The organism is Psychrobacter sp. Arc29 (assembly GCF_041431175.1).
In the GTDB taxonomy this organism is placed as follows: Bacteria; Pseudomonadota; Gammaproteobacteria; order Pseudomonadales; family Moraxellaceae; genus Psychrobacter.
Genome location: NZ_JASMRR010000004.1, coordinates 1 through 19364, shown reverse-complemented (window position 1 = coordinate 19364; position 19364 = coordinate 1). Strand labels below are relative to the sequence as shown.

Annotated in this window: 13 protein-coding genes; 9 read left to right on the top strand and 4 right to left on the bottom strand. The window is 43.3% G+C overall.

Annotation, left to right across the window (positions count from 1 at the left end; all coding sequences use genetic code 11):
* Positions 1-56: 56 nt before the first annotated feature.
* The 5 genes from QO189_RS06610 to QO189_RS06590 all read left to right on the top strand — a co-directional run bounded on the left by QO189_RS06610 (position 57) and on the right by QO189_RS06590 (position 9789).
* Positions 57-1772, top strand: a complete 1716-nt coding sequence (locus tag QO189_RS06610; RefSeq protein ID WP_371532065.1) for an EAL domain-containing protein — start codon at positions 57-59, stop codon at positions 1770-1772.
* Positions 1773-2331: 559 nt separating this feature from the next.
* Positions 2332-4125: an acyl-CoA dehydrogenase C-terminal domain-containing protein gene (locus QO189_RS06605; RefSeq protein WP_371532064.1), complete on the top strand. Its 1794-nt coding sequence runs from the start codon at positions 2332-2334 to the stop codon at positions 4123-4125.
* Positions 4126-4433: 308 nt separating this feature from the next.
* Positions 4434-6218 (top strand): acyl-CoA dehydrogenase C-terminal domain-containing protein, encoded by a 1785-nt coding sequence (locus QO189_RS06600; RefSeq protein ID WP_201598710.1) that lies wholly within the window; start codon positions 4434-4436, stop codon positions 6216-6218.
* Positions 6219-6472: 254 nt separating this feature from the next.
* Positions 6473-8920 (top strand): site-specific recombinase, encoded by a 2448-nt coding sequence (locus tag QO189_RS06595; RefSeq protein WP_371532063.1) that lies wholly within the window; start codon positions 6473-6475, stop codon positions 8918-8920.
* A gap of 233 nt (positions 8921-9153) precedes the next feature.
* A complete protein-coding gene (locus tag QO189_RS06590) occupies positions 9154-9789 on the top strand; it encodes a BLUF domain-containing protein (protein WP_371532062.1) in 636 nt (211 codons plus the stop codon).
* Positions 9790-9835: 46 nt separating this feature from the next.
* Here QO189_RS06590 and QO189_RS06585 read toward each other — a convergent pair whose 3' ends face one another.
* Entirely contained in the window at positions 9836-10672 is an 837-nt protein-coding gene (locus QO189_RS06585) for a symmetrical bis(5'-nucleosyl)-tetraphosphatase (RefSeq protein ID WP_371532061.1), read from the bottom strand.
* Between the two features lie 43 nt (positions 10673-10715).
* Positions 10716-11579 (bottom strand): 16S rRNA (adenine(1518)-N(6)/adenine(1519)-N(6))-dimethyltransferase RsmA, encoded by an 864-nt coding sequence (gene rsmA, locus QO189_RS06580; protein WP_371532060.1) that lies wholly within the window; start codon positions 11577-11579, stop codon positions 10716-10718.
* A 517-nt stretch (positions 11580-12096) separates the two neighbouring features.
* On the opposite strand from rsmA, the gene QO189_RS06575 reads away from it, so the two are divergent.
* The gene (locus QO189_RS06575) at positions 12097-12876 is read left to right on the top strand and encodes a transglutaminase family protein (protein WP_371532059.1); all 780 of its coding nucleotides are present in this window, start codon (positions 12097-12099) and stop codon (positions 12874-12876) included.
* A 358-nt stretch (positions 12877-13234) separates the two neighbouring features.
* Here QO189_RS06575 and QO189_RS06570 read toward each other — a convergent pair whose 3' ends face one another.
* Positions 13235-13699 (bottom strand): tetratricopeptide repeat protein, encoded by a 465-nt coding sequence (locus tag QO189_RS06570; protein ID WP_371532058.1) that lies wholly within the window; start codon positions 13697-13699, stop codon positions 13235-13237.
* Between the two features lie 297 nt (positions 13700-13996).
* Entirely contained in the window at positions 13997-15079 is a 1083-nt protein-coding gene (gene pdxA / locus QO189_RS06565; protein WP_371532057.1) for a 4-hydroxythreonine-4-phosphate dehydrogenase PdxA, read from the bottom strand.
* 299 nt (positions 15080-15378) lie between these two features.
* Between pdxA and dnaB the strand changes: the two genes are divergently transcribed.
* From dnaB to argF, 3 genes are all read left to right on the top strand, one after another.
* Complete coding sequence (dnaB, locus tag QO189_RS06560) at positions 15379-16782, top strand: replicative DNA helicase (protein WP_371532056.1); 1404 nt, start codon at positions 15379-15381, stop codon at positions 16780-16782.
* A 164-nt stretch (positions 16783-16946) separates the two neighbouring features.
* Positions 16947-18053 carry an alanine racemase gene (gene alr / locus QO189_RS06555; RefSeq protein ID WP_371532055.1) on the top strand — a complete coding sequence of 369 codons (1107 nt, stop codon included), beginning with the start codon at positions 16947-16949 and terminating at the stop codon, positions 18051-18053.
* Between the two features lie 216 nt (positions 18054-18269).
* Positions 18270-19190: an ornithine carbamoyltransferase gene (gene argF, locus QO189_RS06550; protein ID WP_165597694.1), complete on the top strand. Its 921-nt coding sequence runs from the start codon at positions 18270-18272 to the stop codon at positions 19188-19190.
* The last annotated feature ends 174 nt before the right edge of the window (positions 19191-19364 follow it).

Genomic DNA, 19364 nt, shown 5'->3' with positions numbered 1-19364 from the left:
AAATTGAATCACAGTACTTATTTTTTATAAGCCTTTATTTTTTGTGAGACATTATTATGAGCAACTTTGACCCCATTCCAGTATCGATTAAACAGCAACTCATGGCCCAACTGTGTGAGCAGATCGAAGATGCTGTTTTTGTATTAGACAGTAATTTACGCTATCTATCTGTCAATGCCAGCTATGAGCTTATGATTGGCTATAAAGAGTCATTTTTGGTCGGTCGTCCACTCGGTATTTACGCGGCTGAATTTTTGTCAGAAGAAGAGCAGCTTATCTTAAAGGCCATTAAGAAAAACTTGATCGAGCATGGTTTTTACGAATTTGATATTTCAATGGTCAATCGCTATGGAGAGACTATCGATTGCCATATGACTTATCGTAAGATTTGTGTCGAGCAAGCTGTTTATCATGTTGGCATGGTACGTGACATGTCGTCGGTTGTTGAAGATCAAAAGCAGGTCGCACATTTACTCAACTACGATCAGCTCACTGGATTGCCTAATCGCAAAGTATTTTTGAGTCAGGCCAGTGATATTTTATTAGATACCTATCAAGAAGTTGTCCTTGTACGTTTAAATATTGACCGCTATCGTAACCTTGCAAGCTTGTTGGGTTCTGATGGCGTTAACTCATTGATACAGAGCTTTGTAGAGCGAGTCAAAACCCTAGAGCTAGAAAATTTACGCTGCTTTTCTCACTTTGGTGGTGATGATTTTGCGTTACTGTTTGAATGTAAAGATGGCAATATGGTGCGTCATCAGCTAGATACGCTCATGCAAATGTGCGAGATACCCTTCACTATGAATGAGAACGCGGCAACGGATGCTCATATCTATTGCCATGTCTCTGTTGGCGTCAGTTACTTTCCTAAAAACGATGCTCAGGTAACAGGCTTACTGACCAAAGCAGAAAAAGCCTTACAGTATGTCAAACAACACGGCGGCGATGATATCCGTTGGTATGACAAAACGATTGAGGAAACCACTTCAGGTAGTCTACAGTTAGAAGCTGATCTTCGAGCAGCATCGGCTGAAGGACAGTTCATACCGTATTATCAACCAAAATTCTTATTGGATACTGGGATTATCACAGGATTTGAAGCGCTAGTTCGCTGGCAACACCCCACTCGCGGTCTACTAAAACCAAAACATTTTATCGATGCTATTTTGACCCATAAGCTATCGTTTGAGCTGTTTTCACAGATGGCTAACAAGATTGCCAATCAGTTATCCGAATGGCAACAGCAAGGTTTTTGTCAGCATATCTGTATCAATGCTGATGCTGCTGAATTTAGCCATCCTGAATTTTTTGACATGGTGAGCGGCCTATTGGTACAGCACAATATTGCGGCGTGTCAGTTGCATATCGAAGTGACCGAATCCTCTTTGATTCAGCGCCATGATGATGTCAGAAAACAACTCAACTCTCTCAAAGAATTGGGCGTCTGTCTTGCCTTAGATGATTTTGGTACGGGCTATGCATCCTTGAGTTACCTGCAAGAATACCCCTTTGATTTTATTAAAATTGATAAGAGCTTTATCTCAAAAATTGATACCGACCGTACTCAGCACGCCATTGTAAAAGCCATTCTAGACTTGGCAGATGCTCTAGACATGCATGTAGTGGCAGAAGGTATAGAGACTGAACAGCAGCGCGATGTGTTGCTGGACATGGGTTGCAAAAATGGACAAGGCTATTGGTTTGGCAAACCTGTGCCCGCTGATGTTGCCACTGAAATGCTGGTCAAACAGTATACTGCCCAATCATAGATGTATTAATATTTGCCTTTCCATCATGGCTGGGTTTGATACACTCATGTATTGGGTGGCTATCAAATACTCACGTTTGCTAAATATCATAAGACCGCTTGTTATTGCATTTGCTCTAAAAGCGGTTTTTCTTTGTTTGATTGATATTGCCTTTTATTTTATATCCAATAATTCGAGGGATAGACTCTGCCTTGTATCGCTAGCTTTTTCATAGAGTTATTAACGATGCAAACTACGCCTAACGTCGATTGTATAACCGATGCAAGATAGGTTCATGACTTATCAGTGCTGTCACCAAACTTGTATAATCGCCTATGAAAGCCTATCTTTTATAGTGAATTTGTTAGAGCTTATAGCTTCTCAGGCTAACTCTGGCAATCACCATTATTTTCACTGCTATTTTGTGTAATCGATGACTTGGTTAATTTGTGTTACTACCTATTTTTATTCATATAGGTTCACCAGATTGACGTGAGCAAAATTTGGGTACTACCGGATAGTGCAACCATATGCTCGCTATTGATTATAATTAACTATATTCTAAAAAGGACAGGATACCATGCAATATAAAGCCCCTATTCGTGATATGAAATTTGTCATGCATGAGCTTCTAGACAGTACTACTCATTATCAAAATATTGGTGATTATGCTCATATTGAAGCAGACATTGTAGATAGCTACCTCGAAACAGCCGCAAGCTTTGCTGAAAATGAGCTATCACCATTGAATCAAAGTGGCGATGCTGAAGGCTGTCATTTCGAAAATGGCGTAGTAACCACACCTAAGGGCTTTAAAGAAGCTTATAAGCAGTATTGTGAGCTTGGCTTTACTTCATTAACAGCGGAAGAAGAGTTTGGTGGGCAAAATATGCCAATGTCGTTGAACTCAGCAATTTCTGAGTTCATGGGTACGGCTAACTGGTCATTTGGCATGTATCCTGGTCTGTCTGAAGGCTGTATGGCGACGCTGGAGCATCATGGTACTGCTGAGCAAAAGCAAAAATATTTGCCAAAGTTAATCTCTGGCGAATGGACTGGCGTCATGTGCTTGACTGAGCCTCAGTGTGGTTCAGACTTAAACCAAGTACGTACGAAAGCTGAACCTAACGATGATGGTACTTACAACATCAAAGGTAGCAAGATTTGGATCTCAGCTGGTGAGCACGACATGTCTGAGAACATTATTCATATCGTTCTAGCTCGTCTGCCAAATGCGCCAGAAGGTACTAAAGGCTTGTCTTTATTTGTGGTCTCAAAATTTCACGTCAACGATGATGAAAGCTTAGGTGAGCGTAACGCGGTATCTTGTGGTTCTATTGAGCACAAAATGGGCATTAAAGCGTCTGCTACTTGTGTGATGAACTATGACGGCGCGACGGGTTACTTGATTGGTGAAGAAAACCGTGGCTTGAATGCGATGTTTACCTTCATGAATGTGGCGCGTATCGGTACTGCGATTCAAGGCGTTACCGCGGCTCAGTTTGCTTTCCAAGGCGGCCTTGCCTTTGCAAATGACCGTTTGGCATTCCGCTCTTTGGACGGCGCTAAAGCCCCTGAAAAACCAGCAGATCCTATTATCGTTCACCCTGCGGTCCGTGATATGTTATTGACCATGAAAGCATTTGCTGAAGGTGGACGCGCGCTGATTGGATATATGTCTCAGTTTGCTGATATTGTCGCTAAAGGTGATGGCGAGGCGCAAGAATACGCCAATCAGATGCTGTCTTTCTTAACGCCAATTGGTAAAGCATTTTTAACTGAAACAGGTCTAGAAGCAGCAGGTCATGGCGTTCAGGTCATGGGTGGTAGCGGCTTCTGTACAGAATATGGTTTAGAGCAAAACGTACGTGATACGACGATTTCTTGTATTTATGAAGGTACGACTCAAATCCAGTCACTCGATTTGATTGGTCGTAAAGTCTTGGCATCAAAAGGTAAACTACTCGCGAACTTCACTACAGTCATTGCAGATTTTTGTCAGGCTAATAAAGACAATGCAGAAATGACTCAGTTTATCGAACCGCTGATGCAGCACGTTAAGCAATGGGGTGAGCTGACGAAAGAAATCGGTGAGCAAGCCGCTCAGGATCCTCAAGCAGTAGGCGGCGCGGCGGTTGATTACATGTATTTTAGTGGCTATGTGACCTTGGCTTACTTATGGGCACGTATGGCACTGGTTTCTCAAACAGCTATTGCAGACGGTAGCGGTGAAAAAGCATTCTATGATGCCAAGGTGAAAACTGCTCAATTCTACTTTGCTAAGTTGCTACCACGTACGACTACTTATGCACAGCGTATCAACACAGGTGTTGAGCCATACATGACGATGGATGTTGATCAGTTTGCTTTTTAATTAAACCTTAAACACCTCTTTATACTGTATTTTTATCGGCAACATACTTCGGTGTGTTGCCGATTTGCTTTATGGGTATATTTATATATTAATTAGTATCCCTTTATAGATAGCTACAAGTTTTTAAATCCCTTTAATCACTGCAATAGCAGCTGCTAACTTTTGGTGCACGCACAATTCACGAAGAAATACACCCGCGCACAAGCTTATTTGTTAAACTTTGAATATGAATCGCTAAGGTTACATCAAGAGAACAGTTGATAATCTTAACAACTCCAATTTTATCTATTTAAACCAAAGGAATGTTTATGGCTGTTTATAACGCCCCTCTTAATGACATGCGTTTTATGTTAAATGATGTATTTAAAGCGCCACAATTTTGGCAAAATAACGAAAACTTAGCTCATGTCGACATGGAAACGGTTGATATGATTTTGGAAGAAATGGCAAAACTTTCAAAAAACATCCTACTACCTATCAACCGTAGTGGCGACGAAGAAGGCGCAACCTTTCAGGGTGACGGCGTTGTCACCACACCAACAGGCTTTAAAGACGCGTACAAACAGTATGCTGAATCAGGCTGGGTTGGCTTAAGCGGTAACGCTGAATACGGCGGTCAAGGCTTCCCAAAAATGGTTACCATGCTCACCGAAGAGATGGTTTTTACGGCCAACCAATCGTTTGCCCTATACCCTAACCTAACCGTCGGTGCGACGCTGTGTCTGAATGCCGCTGCCTCTGAAGAACAAAAGCAAACTTATTTAGAAAAAATGTACAGCGGTGAATGGTCTGGCACCATGTGCTTGACAGAGCCACATGCGGGCACTGATTTGGGTATCATCAAAACCAAAGCCGTGCCTAACGATGATGGCAGCTATGATATCTCTGGTACCAAAATCTTTATCACTGGTGGTGAGCACGATCTTACAGACAATATTATTCATTTAGTATTGGCAAAAACACCCAATGCTCCAGAAGGCTCAAAAGGCATCTCACTGTTTGTTGTACCAAAATTCTTGGTCAATGCAGATGGTAGCTTGGGCGAGCGCAATACATTAGCCGTTGGCTCTATCGAGCACAAAATGGGTATCAAAGCGTCTGCCACTTGTGTCATGAACTTTGACAATGCCAAAGGTTGGATGGTTGGCGAGGAAAACACTGGTCTATCATCAATGTTCATCATGATGAACTATGAGCGTGTCACCATGGGCTTACAAGGCCTTGGTGGTTCTGAGCTTGCTTATCAGAACGCGGCTCTATACGCCAACGACCGTGGTCAAGGCCGCAGCGATACGCAATTACAAAGCCCAGAAAAACCTGCGGATGCCATCATCCACCATGCAGATGTCCGTCGCATGCTATTGAACGCCAAAGCCAATACCGAAGCATCGCGTTGCTTTGCGATGTATGTCGCCAAAAACTTGGACGAAGAAAAATTTAGTACCGATCCTGAATCAGCAAAAGCCGCCGCTGCTCGTGTTGCCCTACTGACACCAGTGGCTAAAGCATTCTTGACTGACAAAGCGCTAGAAGCAACAGTTGATTGCCAGCAAGTCTTCGGTGGTCATGGCTATATCCGCGAATGGGGTATGGAGCAAATTGTTCGTGATACACGTATTGCTCAGATTTATGAAGGTACCAATGGTATTCAGGCACTTGACTTACTAGGTCGTAAAGTGGCAAAAAATAACGGCAAATATGTCACGCATTTCTTGGGTGAGATTCGTGATTTCGTCAATAACATGCAAGCGGATCATGGTATCAAACAAGCCACTTTAGATGCGGCGGATACGATTGAAGAACTCACCACAACGGTGCTGAACAATATTGGTGAACGCAAGAACGAAGTTAATGGCTGTGCAGTTGATTATATGCATGCCTTTGGCTACCTCGCTTATTCATATATGTTTGCATTGATGGTAGAAGCAGCTGATGGTAAAGAAGGCGATTTTTATACCAATAAAGCCAAGCTTGCAGATTACTTTGTCGGCCGTATCTTGCCACGTATTGACGCTCATGCACAGATGGTCAAAGCTGGTAGTGACCCGATGATGAACTTTGATCTTGACTACTTTGATGTGCCTGCTAGCTAAATGCTCATTGTAATCACTTTATAAAACGCTAATAAAAAGGACAGTCTGGTTGCTGTCCTTTTTTTTGTCAAAATAACTGCTAACAAAATAATTCACTATCCATGCGTGGTTACGATTAAAATGATGCAAGACAAAGTGTCGCTCAAATGAAATGATAAATTTACCAAGTTTTTAAAAAATCATTACGACTTACTATGCAATGCACAGTAGCAAATAATAAAAACGATTGAAACAACCACAATAAAGGGTGCGACGTGTCAGAATTAAAACGCATTTTACAACAAATTACAGCCCTAAGTGATGTACCAGATCCGGCGATGCTCAAACGCTTGATCGATGAGTTACGCGTCAGTGACAAGGAACCCGCTTTAGCTAACGAAAATATCCAATCCCTTATTGATATCTTGCATCAACACCCAGAATATGGCGACGGACTCTCTAGCTTCGTCCTAAAATTAATTATCCAATATCGTCAAATCGCGCTATATACCGATACAGGTATTATGTCAGATCAAGGATTCTTTAATAGCTTAAGACGATTGGTCGGGCATCGGTTTTTGCCGATACTCCCTCAAGATGACTCAGTTGTTGAGCTGGTTGGTTACTTGTTTGATAAGCGCACTGATGAGCGCTGGCTTGCCAATATTGAGACAAAAAAATGGGACGAACTCGTGCAGCTTTTGAGGGTGGAAGAAAAACACCTAGATTTGGTTGCCACGGCAAAAAACAGCATTTTGAACGCAATTATTATTTTATCTTATCGTATTAGTGGTCTTGGCTTGCATCCTGATTTGATGGACGCTTATCCGCAGATGCTCAACTACTCTGCTTCTTTTGTTGCTCAAAACCAAGAAGCGGTACTCTTTGTCAATCAATACAGACAAGCGCATGAGCTTGATACCTTAACCGACATTACCCCTGAGCAAGCCGTTGATCCTGCACCACTGCTGGTCATGATTGAGCAGTGTGAAGATATCGTTGCTACTATCCGCAAACGTATCTACAAAACAGGTATCTCTATTCGCTTGACCAATATGATGCTGCGCTTAGATCAGAGCTTACAGCGGGTGCGTATCTTGACAGAGCTAGTCACAGATGACCATCAAAAAAGAGATCGCGCCGTCATTGAGCTGATACAAACACTGATTACGACTGCCAATCGTCGCTATAGCATTGGCCACTTGATTGATAACAACACAAAATTGCTGTCACGTAAAGTCACTGAAAATGCCAGTCGCGTGGGTGAGCACTATATCAGCACCGATAAGTCTGGCTATCAAAAAATGCTCAAAAAAGCCTCTATTGGCGGTTTTGTCATTGCCTTTATGGCCACCATAAAAATACTGGCTTACCAATTGGCACTCGCACCGATGGGACGTGCATTTATTAACAGTATGATTTATGGCTTGGGCTTTGTGTTCATCCATGTTATTCGCGGAACTGTCGCTACCAAGCAGCCAGCGATGACCGCTGCTGCTATTGCGTCTACTATATCTGAAGGCTCTGGCAAGAAGTCTCATCAGTTAAATAAGCTATCAGAGTTGGTTGTTGATATTTTACGTACTCAGTTCATCGCTATCATGGGTAACGTTATGTTAGCGATACCCGTTGCACTTATCATCTCTTTTGCTTGGTTACAGTACACAGGCGCACCGATGATTGGTACCGAAAAAGCAGGTCATCTACTACATGACTTGGATCCATTTCACTCATTAGCGCTTCCTCATGCTGCTATCGCTGGCGTGTATTTGTTCTTAGCGGGTTTGATCGCGGGTTATTACGACAATTTAGCGGTTTATAACAAAGTAGGTGCGCGTATTCAACGCCATAAACTACTACAATACATACTCCCTGCATCATGGCTTAAGCGTTTAGGTGGCTTCATAGAAGCGAACTTGGGCGCCATCATGGGTAACTTTTTATTCGGGGTTTTCTTAGGTAGTACAGCAACCATCGGCTACATATTCGGCTTACCGATTGATATTCGCCACATTGCTTTCGCTTCAGCGAACTTGGCACACGGATTGTTCAATATATCTGCTGATGACATCAGCTGGAGCCTCATTCTGATTTCTATATTGGGTGTGGCACTTATTGGTATGGTCAACTTAATAGTCAGTTTTTCGCTGGCATTATTTGTTGCTTTACGCTCAAAAGAAGTGCGTTTCTTTGAATGGAGTCGTCTCACAAAGCTAGTGTTTGGACATATCATTAGCCATCCTTCTGACTTTTTCTGGCCACGCGACAAGCCAATGAAATATGCGCGCATCGATAGCCAAGGTCATATGATATTTGATGACACTTCAGCACAAAAAAATGGAAAAGCCATACCAAGCAATTATGTGGTACGCCGATTGTCTGATGTCAGAATATTACCCGAGTCTAAGCAAGCAGTGGCGCAAAACGCGGAAGCGAGTACAGACATATACTATGACAGTCAACCACAGGGCGATCACACCCAACCTCACAACTCTCCTAAGAAGGTTGTCAATCTTGATGATGGTCTGGCAGATGAAGAGCTAAATAGCACGCCTTATACCGACGATATCCAATATGACAAAGTCACCAAGACGCTCAATACCATCGATAATGATGATACTGTTGGTCACGAGTCAAATCATGCGGATGCTGATGACAAGTCTACTGGCGATGCCAAAACTCCTTTGCCAAAACCTAAAAAACCGCCAAAGCTGCCTGACTAAAAGGCTCCCTTGAGCGGCTTTATGCTTGGTGAATTATTGAGATTAAAACTATTAGTACAAGGCCTAAAGCACTCACACAACTTAGCTAAAGCTTTTACACCTTAATCTTGAAAATATGGACGTAGAAGCAAAACTCTCGCACAGCTCAACAAACTTAGGATTCAAAAATCATCTAAAATAATGAGGAGCGGGCTCAATAAGATATTGAGATAGATCACTACACGAGGACAAGAATGAATATAGCCAGTCATAGCAAACTGGAAGAATCTATGAAGGACGTTGCATCAACCTCCCTCGTAAGACTCATCTATGTTAGTAGAGTTAATACCACCGATAGATCTGTATTTGAGCATATCCAAAGACACTCGCATGTCTATAATAAAAATAATAAAATTGCAGGTTTTCTATGCAATGATGAAAAAAGCTTCCTTCAATGCTTAGAAGGCGCAAAAGACGTTGTATTTTCTCTTATGCAAAGAATATTTAAAGACAGGAACCATAAAAAAGTAGATGTCGTTGCTGTTGAGCAGGTCAGTCAGTGCCGCTTTGAAGATTGGCGTATGCATAGTCTTAACTTAAGCGCCAGTAACTGGCATAGACTGTCTGATCATGCTCAGTTAGGAGAGATCTCACCATTCAAACCAGAACACTGGCCATACTGGTTTGTTGAATACTTTATCGAATGCGTGAGGAAGTTCGACTACTCTAACATCAGTCATGATACAAACTACATCACCTTTGATGATTTAGGTTACTCTGAGCTTGAAGAAAAGTTAACTCAAGATAATATCTTATTATTTATATTTCTTGGGCTACTGGTCGCATCAACCGCAGCTGTCTTATTATTCAGGTACGACGTTATTCCTTAATGACTCAGTTAGATACCTTACTAATAAAAGGTATTTATAGCCCACGTTATGAACCCGGGCACTCTGCACTTGAAGCTATTACCTTGCTGTCACTGAGACGATACGCCAACAGACAGTTGCCCCATACACACCCACCATCGAGTGCACGCGCATATGGTAAATCGATTTCGCCTTGCAGCGCGGCCCAGTGACCAAATAGTATCTTACGCGTGCGCGGTACTTGCCACTCAAACCATGGTAAAAAATCGGTTGGCATAGGCTCATCTAGCCCTGCTGTAAAGTCAAACTCAAGCAAGCCATCCTGCTGACATAGGCGCATACGAGTAAAGTAATTGGCAATCGCTCGCATTTTGGTAAAGCCTTCAATACCTGAATGCCATTTATCGGCTTTTTTGCTATAGAGATTTGGCAGTAGTTCATCAAGCTGCTCTAAATTACCTTGCAGCTGTGATTCTAGCTCTTTGGCATATGCTGCTGCTGCCTCAATACTCCAATGTGGGGGAATCCCTGCATGTACCAGCACCGTATGCTCATCTGGATACGCTAATATCGGCTGGTGACGCAACCATTCAAGCAACTCATCACAGTCATCCGCTGCAAAAATTGGCGCTGTTTTGTCTTTGCTTTTGAGTTTTGCAGCCCCGCGCCAGACTGCAATTAAATTGATGTCATGATTGCCTAATACGGTTGCTGCAGCGCCCTGCTCACACAATGCTTTGACATCGCGCAAGGTATTTAATGAGTCCTCACCACGCGCTACCAAATCACCAGCAAACCATAACTTATCTTGAGTAGGATCAAAATCCAATGTCTCTAGTAACTGTAGATAAGCCGCGTGGCAACCTTGTAGGTCACCAATGACATACTGATGGCGAAAACTCATAATACCTCTATGATTTTTATATAATAATTAGTAATTATTTACATTAAACGTCTATATGACGAGCCTGATTGCTTAGGTTGACAAAATCTGTAACGCTTAAGGTTTCAGGACGTGCCTGCGGATCAATACCGCAAACGGCAAAATCATCCTCACTCAGCGTCGGCAGCAAGGTTGATTTTTTGAAGATAGCACGTAGCGTCTTGCGACGATGGTTAAAGGTCTCACGTACGACAATGGCAAAATACTCTTCATCCTCTGCTACTATCGGTTTATCGATATGCGGTGTCAGTCGAAAAACAGCACTGGTGACTTTCGGCGGAGGATTAAAAGCCCCGCGAGGCACAGTCAGCAAATAATCTGTATCACAGTAGTACTGCATAATGACAGACAGACGGCCATAAGTTTTGCTACCAACATCAGCCGTGATACGCTCAACCACTTCTTTTTGTAGCATAAAATGCATATCCTGGATCACATCCGCATAGCTAAGCAAGTGAAACAAAATAGGCGTTGAAATATTATATGGTAAGTTACCCACCACGCGCAGTTTACCGCGCGTTTCGCTATACAGATCACGATAGTCAACGTGCATGGCGTTGTCTTTGATAATCTCAAAGTTTGGATGGCTATTGGCACCAATACGAATACGTAAGCTATCAGCCAAATCGCGATCCAACTCTACGACTGTCATCGCATCCACTTCTGCTAACAACGGCTCAGTTAATGCGCCCATACCAGGCCCAATCTCAATCAAATTGTCATCGCGCTCTAGACGAATACTTTCAACGATTTCGCGAATGACGCTGGTATCATGTAAGAAGTTTTGACCAAAGCGCTTACGCGGCTGGTGCTTGGCAGTACGTAAACTGTTAGAAATGGTTTGGGCATCAAATGAAGTTTTGGACATAAAAGAGTCTTAATGTATAAAAGATAAATGGGCAATGATAATGTAATAGTAGCAATGTTTCAGCTTTATAATGGTAAATTATACCACAGCTCCTAATTAGGCTGTGTTTTTGAACAATTATTATCGACAGACGAGTCATGCTTTTGGGTAACTGACCCAGTGAATTTTTACCTCTGAATCCATTTAGTATAAACGCTGCTATGACAACAATGGCAGTACTAAAACGAGCGCTAGCAGACAGAAACAAGCCCAAAGATGTGAGTTACCGTAATGGTTGCGGCGTAAAGCTAAATCGATAATGAATTAATTTTTAACGCTTATCACGTTTGATAAAGCCCGACTGCATAATGTAAGTGATTATGTCTCACCTTTTGAGTTTAAAAAGCGGTATTATGATAATTTAATCCTGTCAGGCATTGCTACCTGACTCCAGCAAACCAGTCTCTGATATAGTCGAAGCGGTTCAGCCCCGCGCGATCGTCAGCCCACCAGACCCATGCCCTTAGGGAGCTCAAATATGATCCTGAAACTTAACGTCACCCTCCATTATCGACTCTCAGAGCCGATGGATCTTTTGCTTCAGATTGAAGCCGCCGATCTTGCGGATCAGCGGGTGCGATCGACCGAGATTTGGACATCAGACGTTGCGCATTTTTCACGGGTCGCCGCTGATGATGGCATAGGAGAACGGATTTGGATTCACGCCGAAGGGGATTTTAGCTGCACTTACCTCGCAGAAATCGCCGTTGACCGTCCTGCCTTGGACATATCGACATTGTCCCAAACGCCCCTGCATCTTTTACCCGGAGAGACAATCAGGCATTTGATGCCGTCTCATTATTGCCCGTCAGACCAGTTTCAAGCCTTCGTGGAAGCCGAGTTTGGTGATCTCGCTGGCGGCGCACGGATTGCTGCGATGCGCGATTGGATTGAGTCGGCGTTTAGCTATGTACCCGGATCAAGCCACGCCCAAACCACCGCGCTCGACAGCTTTGTTCAACGTCAGGGCGTATGCCGCGACTTCGCGCATGTTCTCGTGACACTAGCGCGCGCGTCGTCGATACCAGCTAGGTTCGCTAGTGTTTATGCGCCCGATGTGACGCCACAAGACTTTCATGCCGTGGCCGAGGTCTATCTCGGAGGGAGCTGGCACCTCATTGATCCGACTGGCATGGCAGGTGCAGACACGATGGCTCGTATTGGTGTTGGGTCCGATGCGTCCAGCGTCGCGTTCTTAACCTCGTTTGGATCCATGGAATTGGTCAATCAATCAGTATCCGTGACTAGACAATCTTAGGGTCCTGATCCTAGAATTGCGGGCCTGCGTTTAAGACAATGACCGCCGCCATAATATAAAGGAAATGGCAGCGGTCTTTCTCAATCGGTTTCGCTCTCTTTACTCTTTAGATCAATGTCTGCGTCCAACGGATCAAGGACACGGTAGGAAAGCGTCTCAGGCTGTATTTTTGAGATATTTTATCTATAAACTATCTCAAATATAGCGCAACCAACATAGCAGCTTTTTGCTCTCGAACCATTGACCATAATGTATCTTTATGCGAACAATGACACTCTATGTAGTGCTAAATACACAAAATTAACGTTTTATTCTACTCAATGCTCAATATCCGATCATATGACATAAGAATAGTTTTTTAATGGCTAAGTTTATCTTTGCTTGATATATATATCGTACCAAGCTGATAGTGAGCTTCTTCATTTCCTTGTTCGTAGGCTTTCCAGTACCATTCATTCGCTTTGGCCTGATTTACCTCTACTCCTTTTCCATAACGATACATTGAACCCAGTTTGCTTTGTGAACTTGCGAGTCCTTGCTTAGCAGACTTTTCATACCATTCGAACGCTTTGTAATAATCCTGATCTACGTCTTTGCCCATATCGTACATTAAACCAAGTTTATACTGTGCCTCAGCATTGCCTTGTTCAGCTGATCTTTTCAGCTTTGTAAGCTCGTCACTTTCTGCAGCTAATGGTTGTACTTGTACTTGAGAAATTCGTGAATTCGTTGTGCTATTTATTTTATGGCAGCCTGTAAGAAGCATAGGAGATAAGAAGAAAACTAAAAAACTGGTGGTTAACTTGGTTCTAGGAGAAATCATAGGTTTGGCTCAGTGATTAACAATTATCTGTTAAGTATACTACCAATAAAATACTTGGGGCTGTCCTGAATAAGTAAAACTATTCAATCAGTGTGAGAAAAAGCAAACTAAGTTGGCATACCCTAAACGAACCAATTATCTACCCCTTTAAATGCATTAACAGACCACTTAAAACAGACAACTATCATGAAACCATTTACATTACGTTTAATTATCCATAAATAGGTATTACTCACACTAAAATAATCAAGTACGACGTGAACAATACCTATACGGCGATGAGTCATAACAGATATATCAATTAGTGAGTGACTTATCAGCCATCTCGTTTGCCATATTTAGTGCTTGATATAGACTGGTCGCACTCGCCCCGCCGCGTCCCGCCAAGTCTAGCGCCGTACCATGGTCGACAGAGGTACGAATATAAGGCAAACCCAAGGTTAAATTAACGGTATCGCCAAAGCCGTGCGATTTGAGTACAGGCAATCCTTGGTCATGATACATGGCGATAACCGCATCACAGTTCGCTAAATGTCTGGTGGTAAATAACGTATCTGCTGGCATCGCCTCTGAAATATTGATGCCTGCATCGATGAATTCTCGTAAGACTGGGTTGATGATTTCAATCTCTTCCATACCCAAATGTCCGCCCTCGCCTGCATGTGGATTGAGGCCGCAAACCAAGATACGAGGCTGCATGAGACCAAACTTCTCTCTCATATCATCAATGACGATTTGTACCGTTTGGCGTACATTGTCGGCAGTAATCGCAGCAGGTATGTCTTTTAATGGCAAATGGGTAGTGACTAGCGCCACTTTCATCGCTTGATTGGCAAGCATCATCACCACTTTGTCACAGCCACTTTGCTGCATAAAAAACTCAGTATGACCACTAAACATAGTGCCATCCAATAACTTAATATCTGCATCTATGAGCGCTGATTTTTGCAGGGGACCTGTGACGATAGCGGCGACTGTTCCGTTTACTGCTAGCTGATGAGCGATGTCTAACTGCGTAGCTACCATTGCTGAATTGGCAATATTGATTTGTCCGCTAGTAACTGGTGCTGCACAAGGAACGTCAAGCAGTATAAAAGCACTATGAGTATCTATATCCTGCTGTGATATTTGTTTGAGCACGTCCATATCAAAGTCATTCGCATCGCTATCAATGGTTTGCCAAGTAGGTGCTTCTGTCAGCACGCCAGCGGCGACCAACTCATTTGCCCGCACTTGCATCGCCTTTGCGTCAGCGGTCACCCAAATAGGGCGATCAAAATCTTGCAGCTTGCCCTCTGCTGCCAAACTCAATATAACATCCATTCCAATACCCGCAGGCTCACCTGTCGTGATTAATAATGGTCTTTTTTCTTCTGTCATAGCAATCGCCTTATTTTATCTAAATTTTTGACTTTATTATATTTATCGTCAATATTTTCAGTTTTTACGTTTAGACACTGGATGCGATCTCTTATTTTATGCATAACAACCACGGTAGATTTAGTTGCTTATCCAGCCTAAAAAATCACATTATGTGTTAAACTTTCGCTTCTGATTGTAGCCTGCTATAGGCAAATGTGAAACTACGTTTTGGTACGTCTATCGTAGAGGTGTGCCCTATCTGTTTTGCGCTATCATCGACATCCTTTTTTATACCCATTTTGACTCATTAGGTACTCATGGCAGAAAACGATAAAACCGACGACTTACTGAATCAGACACCGCCGCACAATATCGATATTGAAAAGGCATTGCTCGCGTCTTTGATGAGTATTGAAGAGGCGTACGACAAGATTGCCGATATCGTCACCAAAGATGACTTTTATGCGGGGCGACATCAATATATTTTTGATGCCGTTGCCCATCTGGCAGCAGTGAATGAGCCTTATGATACGGTCATGGTACACGACTGGTTAGAGGCGCAAAAGCTGCTCAAAGGCGCAGGTGGTGACAGCTACTTAGCCGATATCTTGAGTCAAAGTCCGGCAACGTTGTTTAACCTGACCGCTTATGCTCAGCGTGTGCGTGAGCTATCGACTCTGCGTCAACTGATTACCACGGGTAATGACATGCTGACACTGGCCTATAATCCAAAGGATCAAAGCGTCAGTGATATCTTGGACAATGTCGAAGGCAAGATATTTAGTATCAATGAGCAGCATAATAAGCGCGCTGAACAGCGTGGCCCTGTCGGTATTACTTCGGTCTTGACCAATGTTATCGATAAGATTCAAGAGTTAAAATCCAACCCTGACGGCATGATTGGTTTACAAACGCCATTTGTCGAGCTGAATAACAAAACGCAAGGTCTACAAGCGGGTGATCTGATTATTGTCGCTGCGCGTCCGTCTATGGGTAAAACCACTTTTGCGATGAACTTGGCAGAAGGGATTTTGTTCAATGAAGATTTGCCCGTTGTGGTGTTCTCGATGGAGATGCCTGCTGAATCTATCGTGATGCGTTTGCTGTCTTCATGGGGTGCGATTAACCAGACACACTTGCGCTCTGGGCAAATGAATGAAGATGAATGGGCAAAAATGATGAATGCCATTCAGCATTTGCAATCAAAGCACTTATATATCGATGACAGTACTGCCCTACCGCCCTCTGAGATGCGCTCTCGCTGTCGCCGTATCGCTAAAAACCATGATGGGCGCTTGGGTGCCATCGTGGTCGATTATCTTCAGCTGATGAAAGTGCCAAGTTTAGATGGTAACCGTGTTGGCGAGATTTCTGAGATTTCCCGTAGTCTAAAGGCATTAGCTCGTGAGCTTGAGTGCCCAGTGATTGCCTTATCACAGCTTAACCGTAGTCTAGAGAACCGTCCTAATAAACGCCCTATCATGTCGGATCTACGTGAGTCTGGTGCGATTGAGCAGGATGCCGATTTGATTATGTTCATCTATCGTGATGAGGTTTATAATGAAAACTCAGACCACAAAGGTGTGGCGGAAATCATCATTGGCAAACAACGTAACGGTCCTATTGGCACCGTACGTTTGGGTTTTGAAGGTCAATTTACCCGCTTCATTAATCTAACGCCAGAGTACTATCAAGGCGTCAGTTTTGAGAATGACGAGTAATCAGCGTTATAACATTTAAGTCTTAGTGAAATGTAAGTCCATACCAATTTTGGCTTACTCATAAGTTAGTAAATAGCTTTAATCACATAGCCAGTATGATATCAACTCCATTGATGCCGTACTGGCTTTATCACTTCATAATTCTACTCATATATAAGGCGATTATGCGCACTATTACTATAAAACCAAAAGCCATTACTCATAATCTCAATCAAGTAAAACAACGCGCACCCCAGTCTAAAGTGTTGGCTATGGTCAAATCCAATGCTTACGGACATGGCGTGGCGGCAGTCTTGCCAGCCCTGCAGCAAGCAGATGGTATTGGGGTCGCGACTTTAACCGAAGCATTAGAAGCCAGACAGCTAGGTTGGGAGAAAACCATCGGCCTAGTAGAAGGTGCGTTTACCGCTGATGAGTGGCAGCAAGCGATTGATCATGAGATTAGCTGCGTGATTCACCACGGACCACAGCTAGAGTGGGCACTACAAAATGTCCCGCCAGCTGGTAGTGCAACTAGAGTAGCTTGGCTCAAATACAACACGGGCATGAACCGTTTGGGTTTTAACGCTGAATGTGTGCTTTCAGCAGCAAAACGCCTACATGAAGCGGGTTATCAGCTGATTCTAGCCACCCATTTTGCCAATGCTGATGACCATGACCACCCATTAAATGCCATGCAGATTGAGCGTTTCTCAAGCGTACTAGCGACTTTGAAAGACACCATTAGCCCAGATACCCAAGGCTCATTATGCAACTCTGCTGGTATCGTCAACTTTCCAGAACATCATTATGATTGGGTTCGTCCGGGTATTATCCTGTATGGTAGCTCACCTGTCGTTGATAAAAGCGCGCAGGATTTAGACTTGCAGTCCGCGATGGAGTTTAGTGCGCAAATTATGGCATTACAAACGGTCAGTGCCAATGATGCGATCGGCTATGGTAGCCGCTGGCGTGCCAAGCAAGATACCAGAACGGCATTGGTCAGCGTTGGGTATGGAGACGGCTATCCGCGTGTAATAAGTGATGACGCTTATGTCACCGTCATCGATGCTAATAGTAGTCAAAGCTACCGTTGTCCGGTGATTGGGCGTGTGGCAATGGATATGATCGTCATTGATGTCAGCAAAACGCCTGAAAGTCTTGCTTTAGATAGCAAAGTCATGCTCTGGGGTGATGCGCCGCATGTCGATGAAGTTGCAGGTCATGCTGGCACGATCAGCTATGAGCTATTGTGTCGTCTCAGCATACGTCCAAACCGTACACAGGCATAATCATTAGCGGCACAGTCATTAGCATATGAGTATTGTGGCTTGCTAATGCGATTTTGGTCTATTTAGCAAGCCATTTGATCTTGATAAAATTGAGCGTTTACATTGAAAGTAAATACGCTATACTAAAAGTTTGTTGTCAACCCAGTATACGCACTGACGCGATGCTATTGAAGACTGATGACGTTTCACTGACTGCGATCGACTGCTAGGATTACTATGAGTTTGCGCCATTTTTTAACCTTATCTGATTTAACCAAACAAGAACTAGAAAATTTAATCAAACGCGCAAGCGAATTGCGTAAGATGCAACATGCAGGCGAGATATATCAGCCTTTTGTTGGTCGGACGCTTGGCATGATATTTGAAAAATCTTCAACGCGTACCCGTATCTCTTTTGAAACGGGTATGGGTCAATTTGGTGGTAATGCCATATTCTTATCACCTAACGATACGCAGCTCGGTCGCGGCGAGCCATTAGAAGACTCAGCACGTGTGATTTCTAGCATGGTAGATATCATCATGATTCGTACCTTTGGGCACGAAAAGGTAGAAACTTTTGCTGAATACTCAAGCGTCCCTATTATCAATGCGTTGACCGATGACTATCATCCATGCCAACTCCTTGCTGACATGCAGACCTATTATGAGCATCGTGGTAGTATCGAAAATAAGATCGTCACGTGGGTCGGTGATGGCAACAATATGTGCTCGTCATTTATGCAAGCTGCCAATCAGTTTGGTTTTGAATTACGTGTGGCAGCGCCCTATGGGTTTGAGCCTGATCCGAAACTTATGGAGCGTTTCTCACATTGCGTGAGTTTGGTAGAAAACGTACAAGACGCAGCCAAAGATTCTAACTTAATTGTCACCGATGTGTGGGCAAGTATGGGGCAAGAATCAGAGCAAAATACGCGCGCACGTCGTTTTGCCCCTTATCAAGTGACGCCGTCTCTATTAGACAAAGCCGATCCTGAAGTGGTGTTTATGCACTGCTTGCCAGCCCATCGCGGTGAGGAGATCTCTCATGATATGCTAAACGACCCACGCTCTGTCGTCTGGGACGAAGCTGAAAACCGCTTACATGCCCAAAAAGCATTGATGGAGTTTTTACTAAAAGACAAAATCAAGTTATCTTAATCACTTACATACCCTCATAGCTAAGCAAAGTAAGTTACTTGTCAAGCAAGACACAAAAAAGGCAGACTATATATTAGTCTGCCTTTTTTATTATTCATGTCCCGTCCTGAAATAAGTTTACGAAAAAGGAGCTTATTCATGGACAAGTTAGAGACTACAAGGGCTAAGCGTACG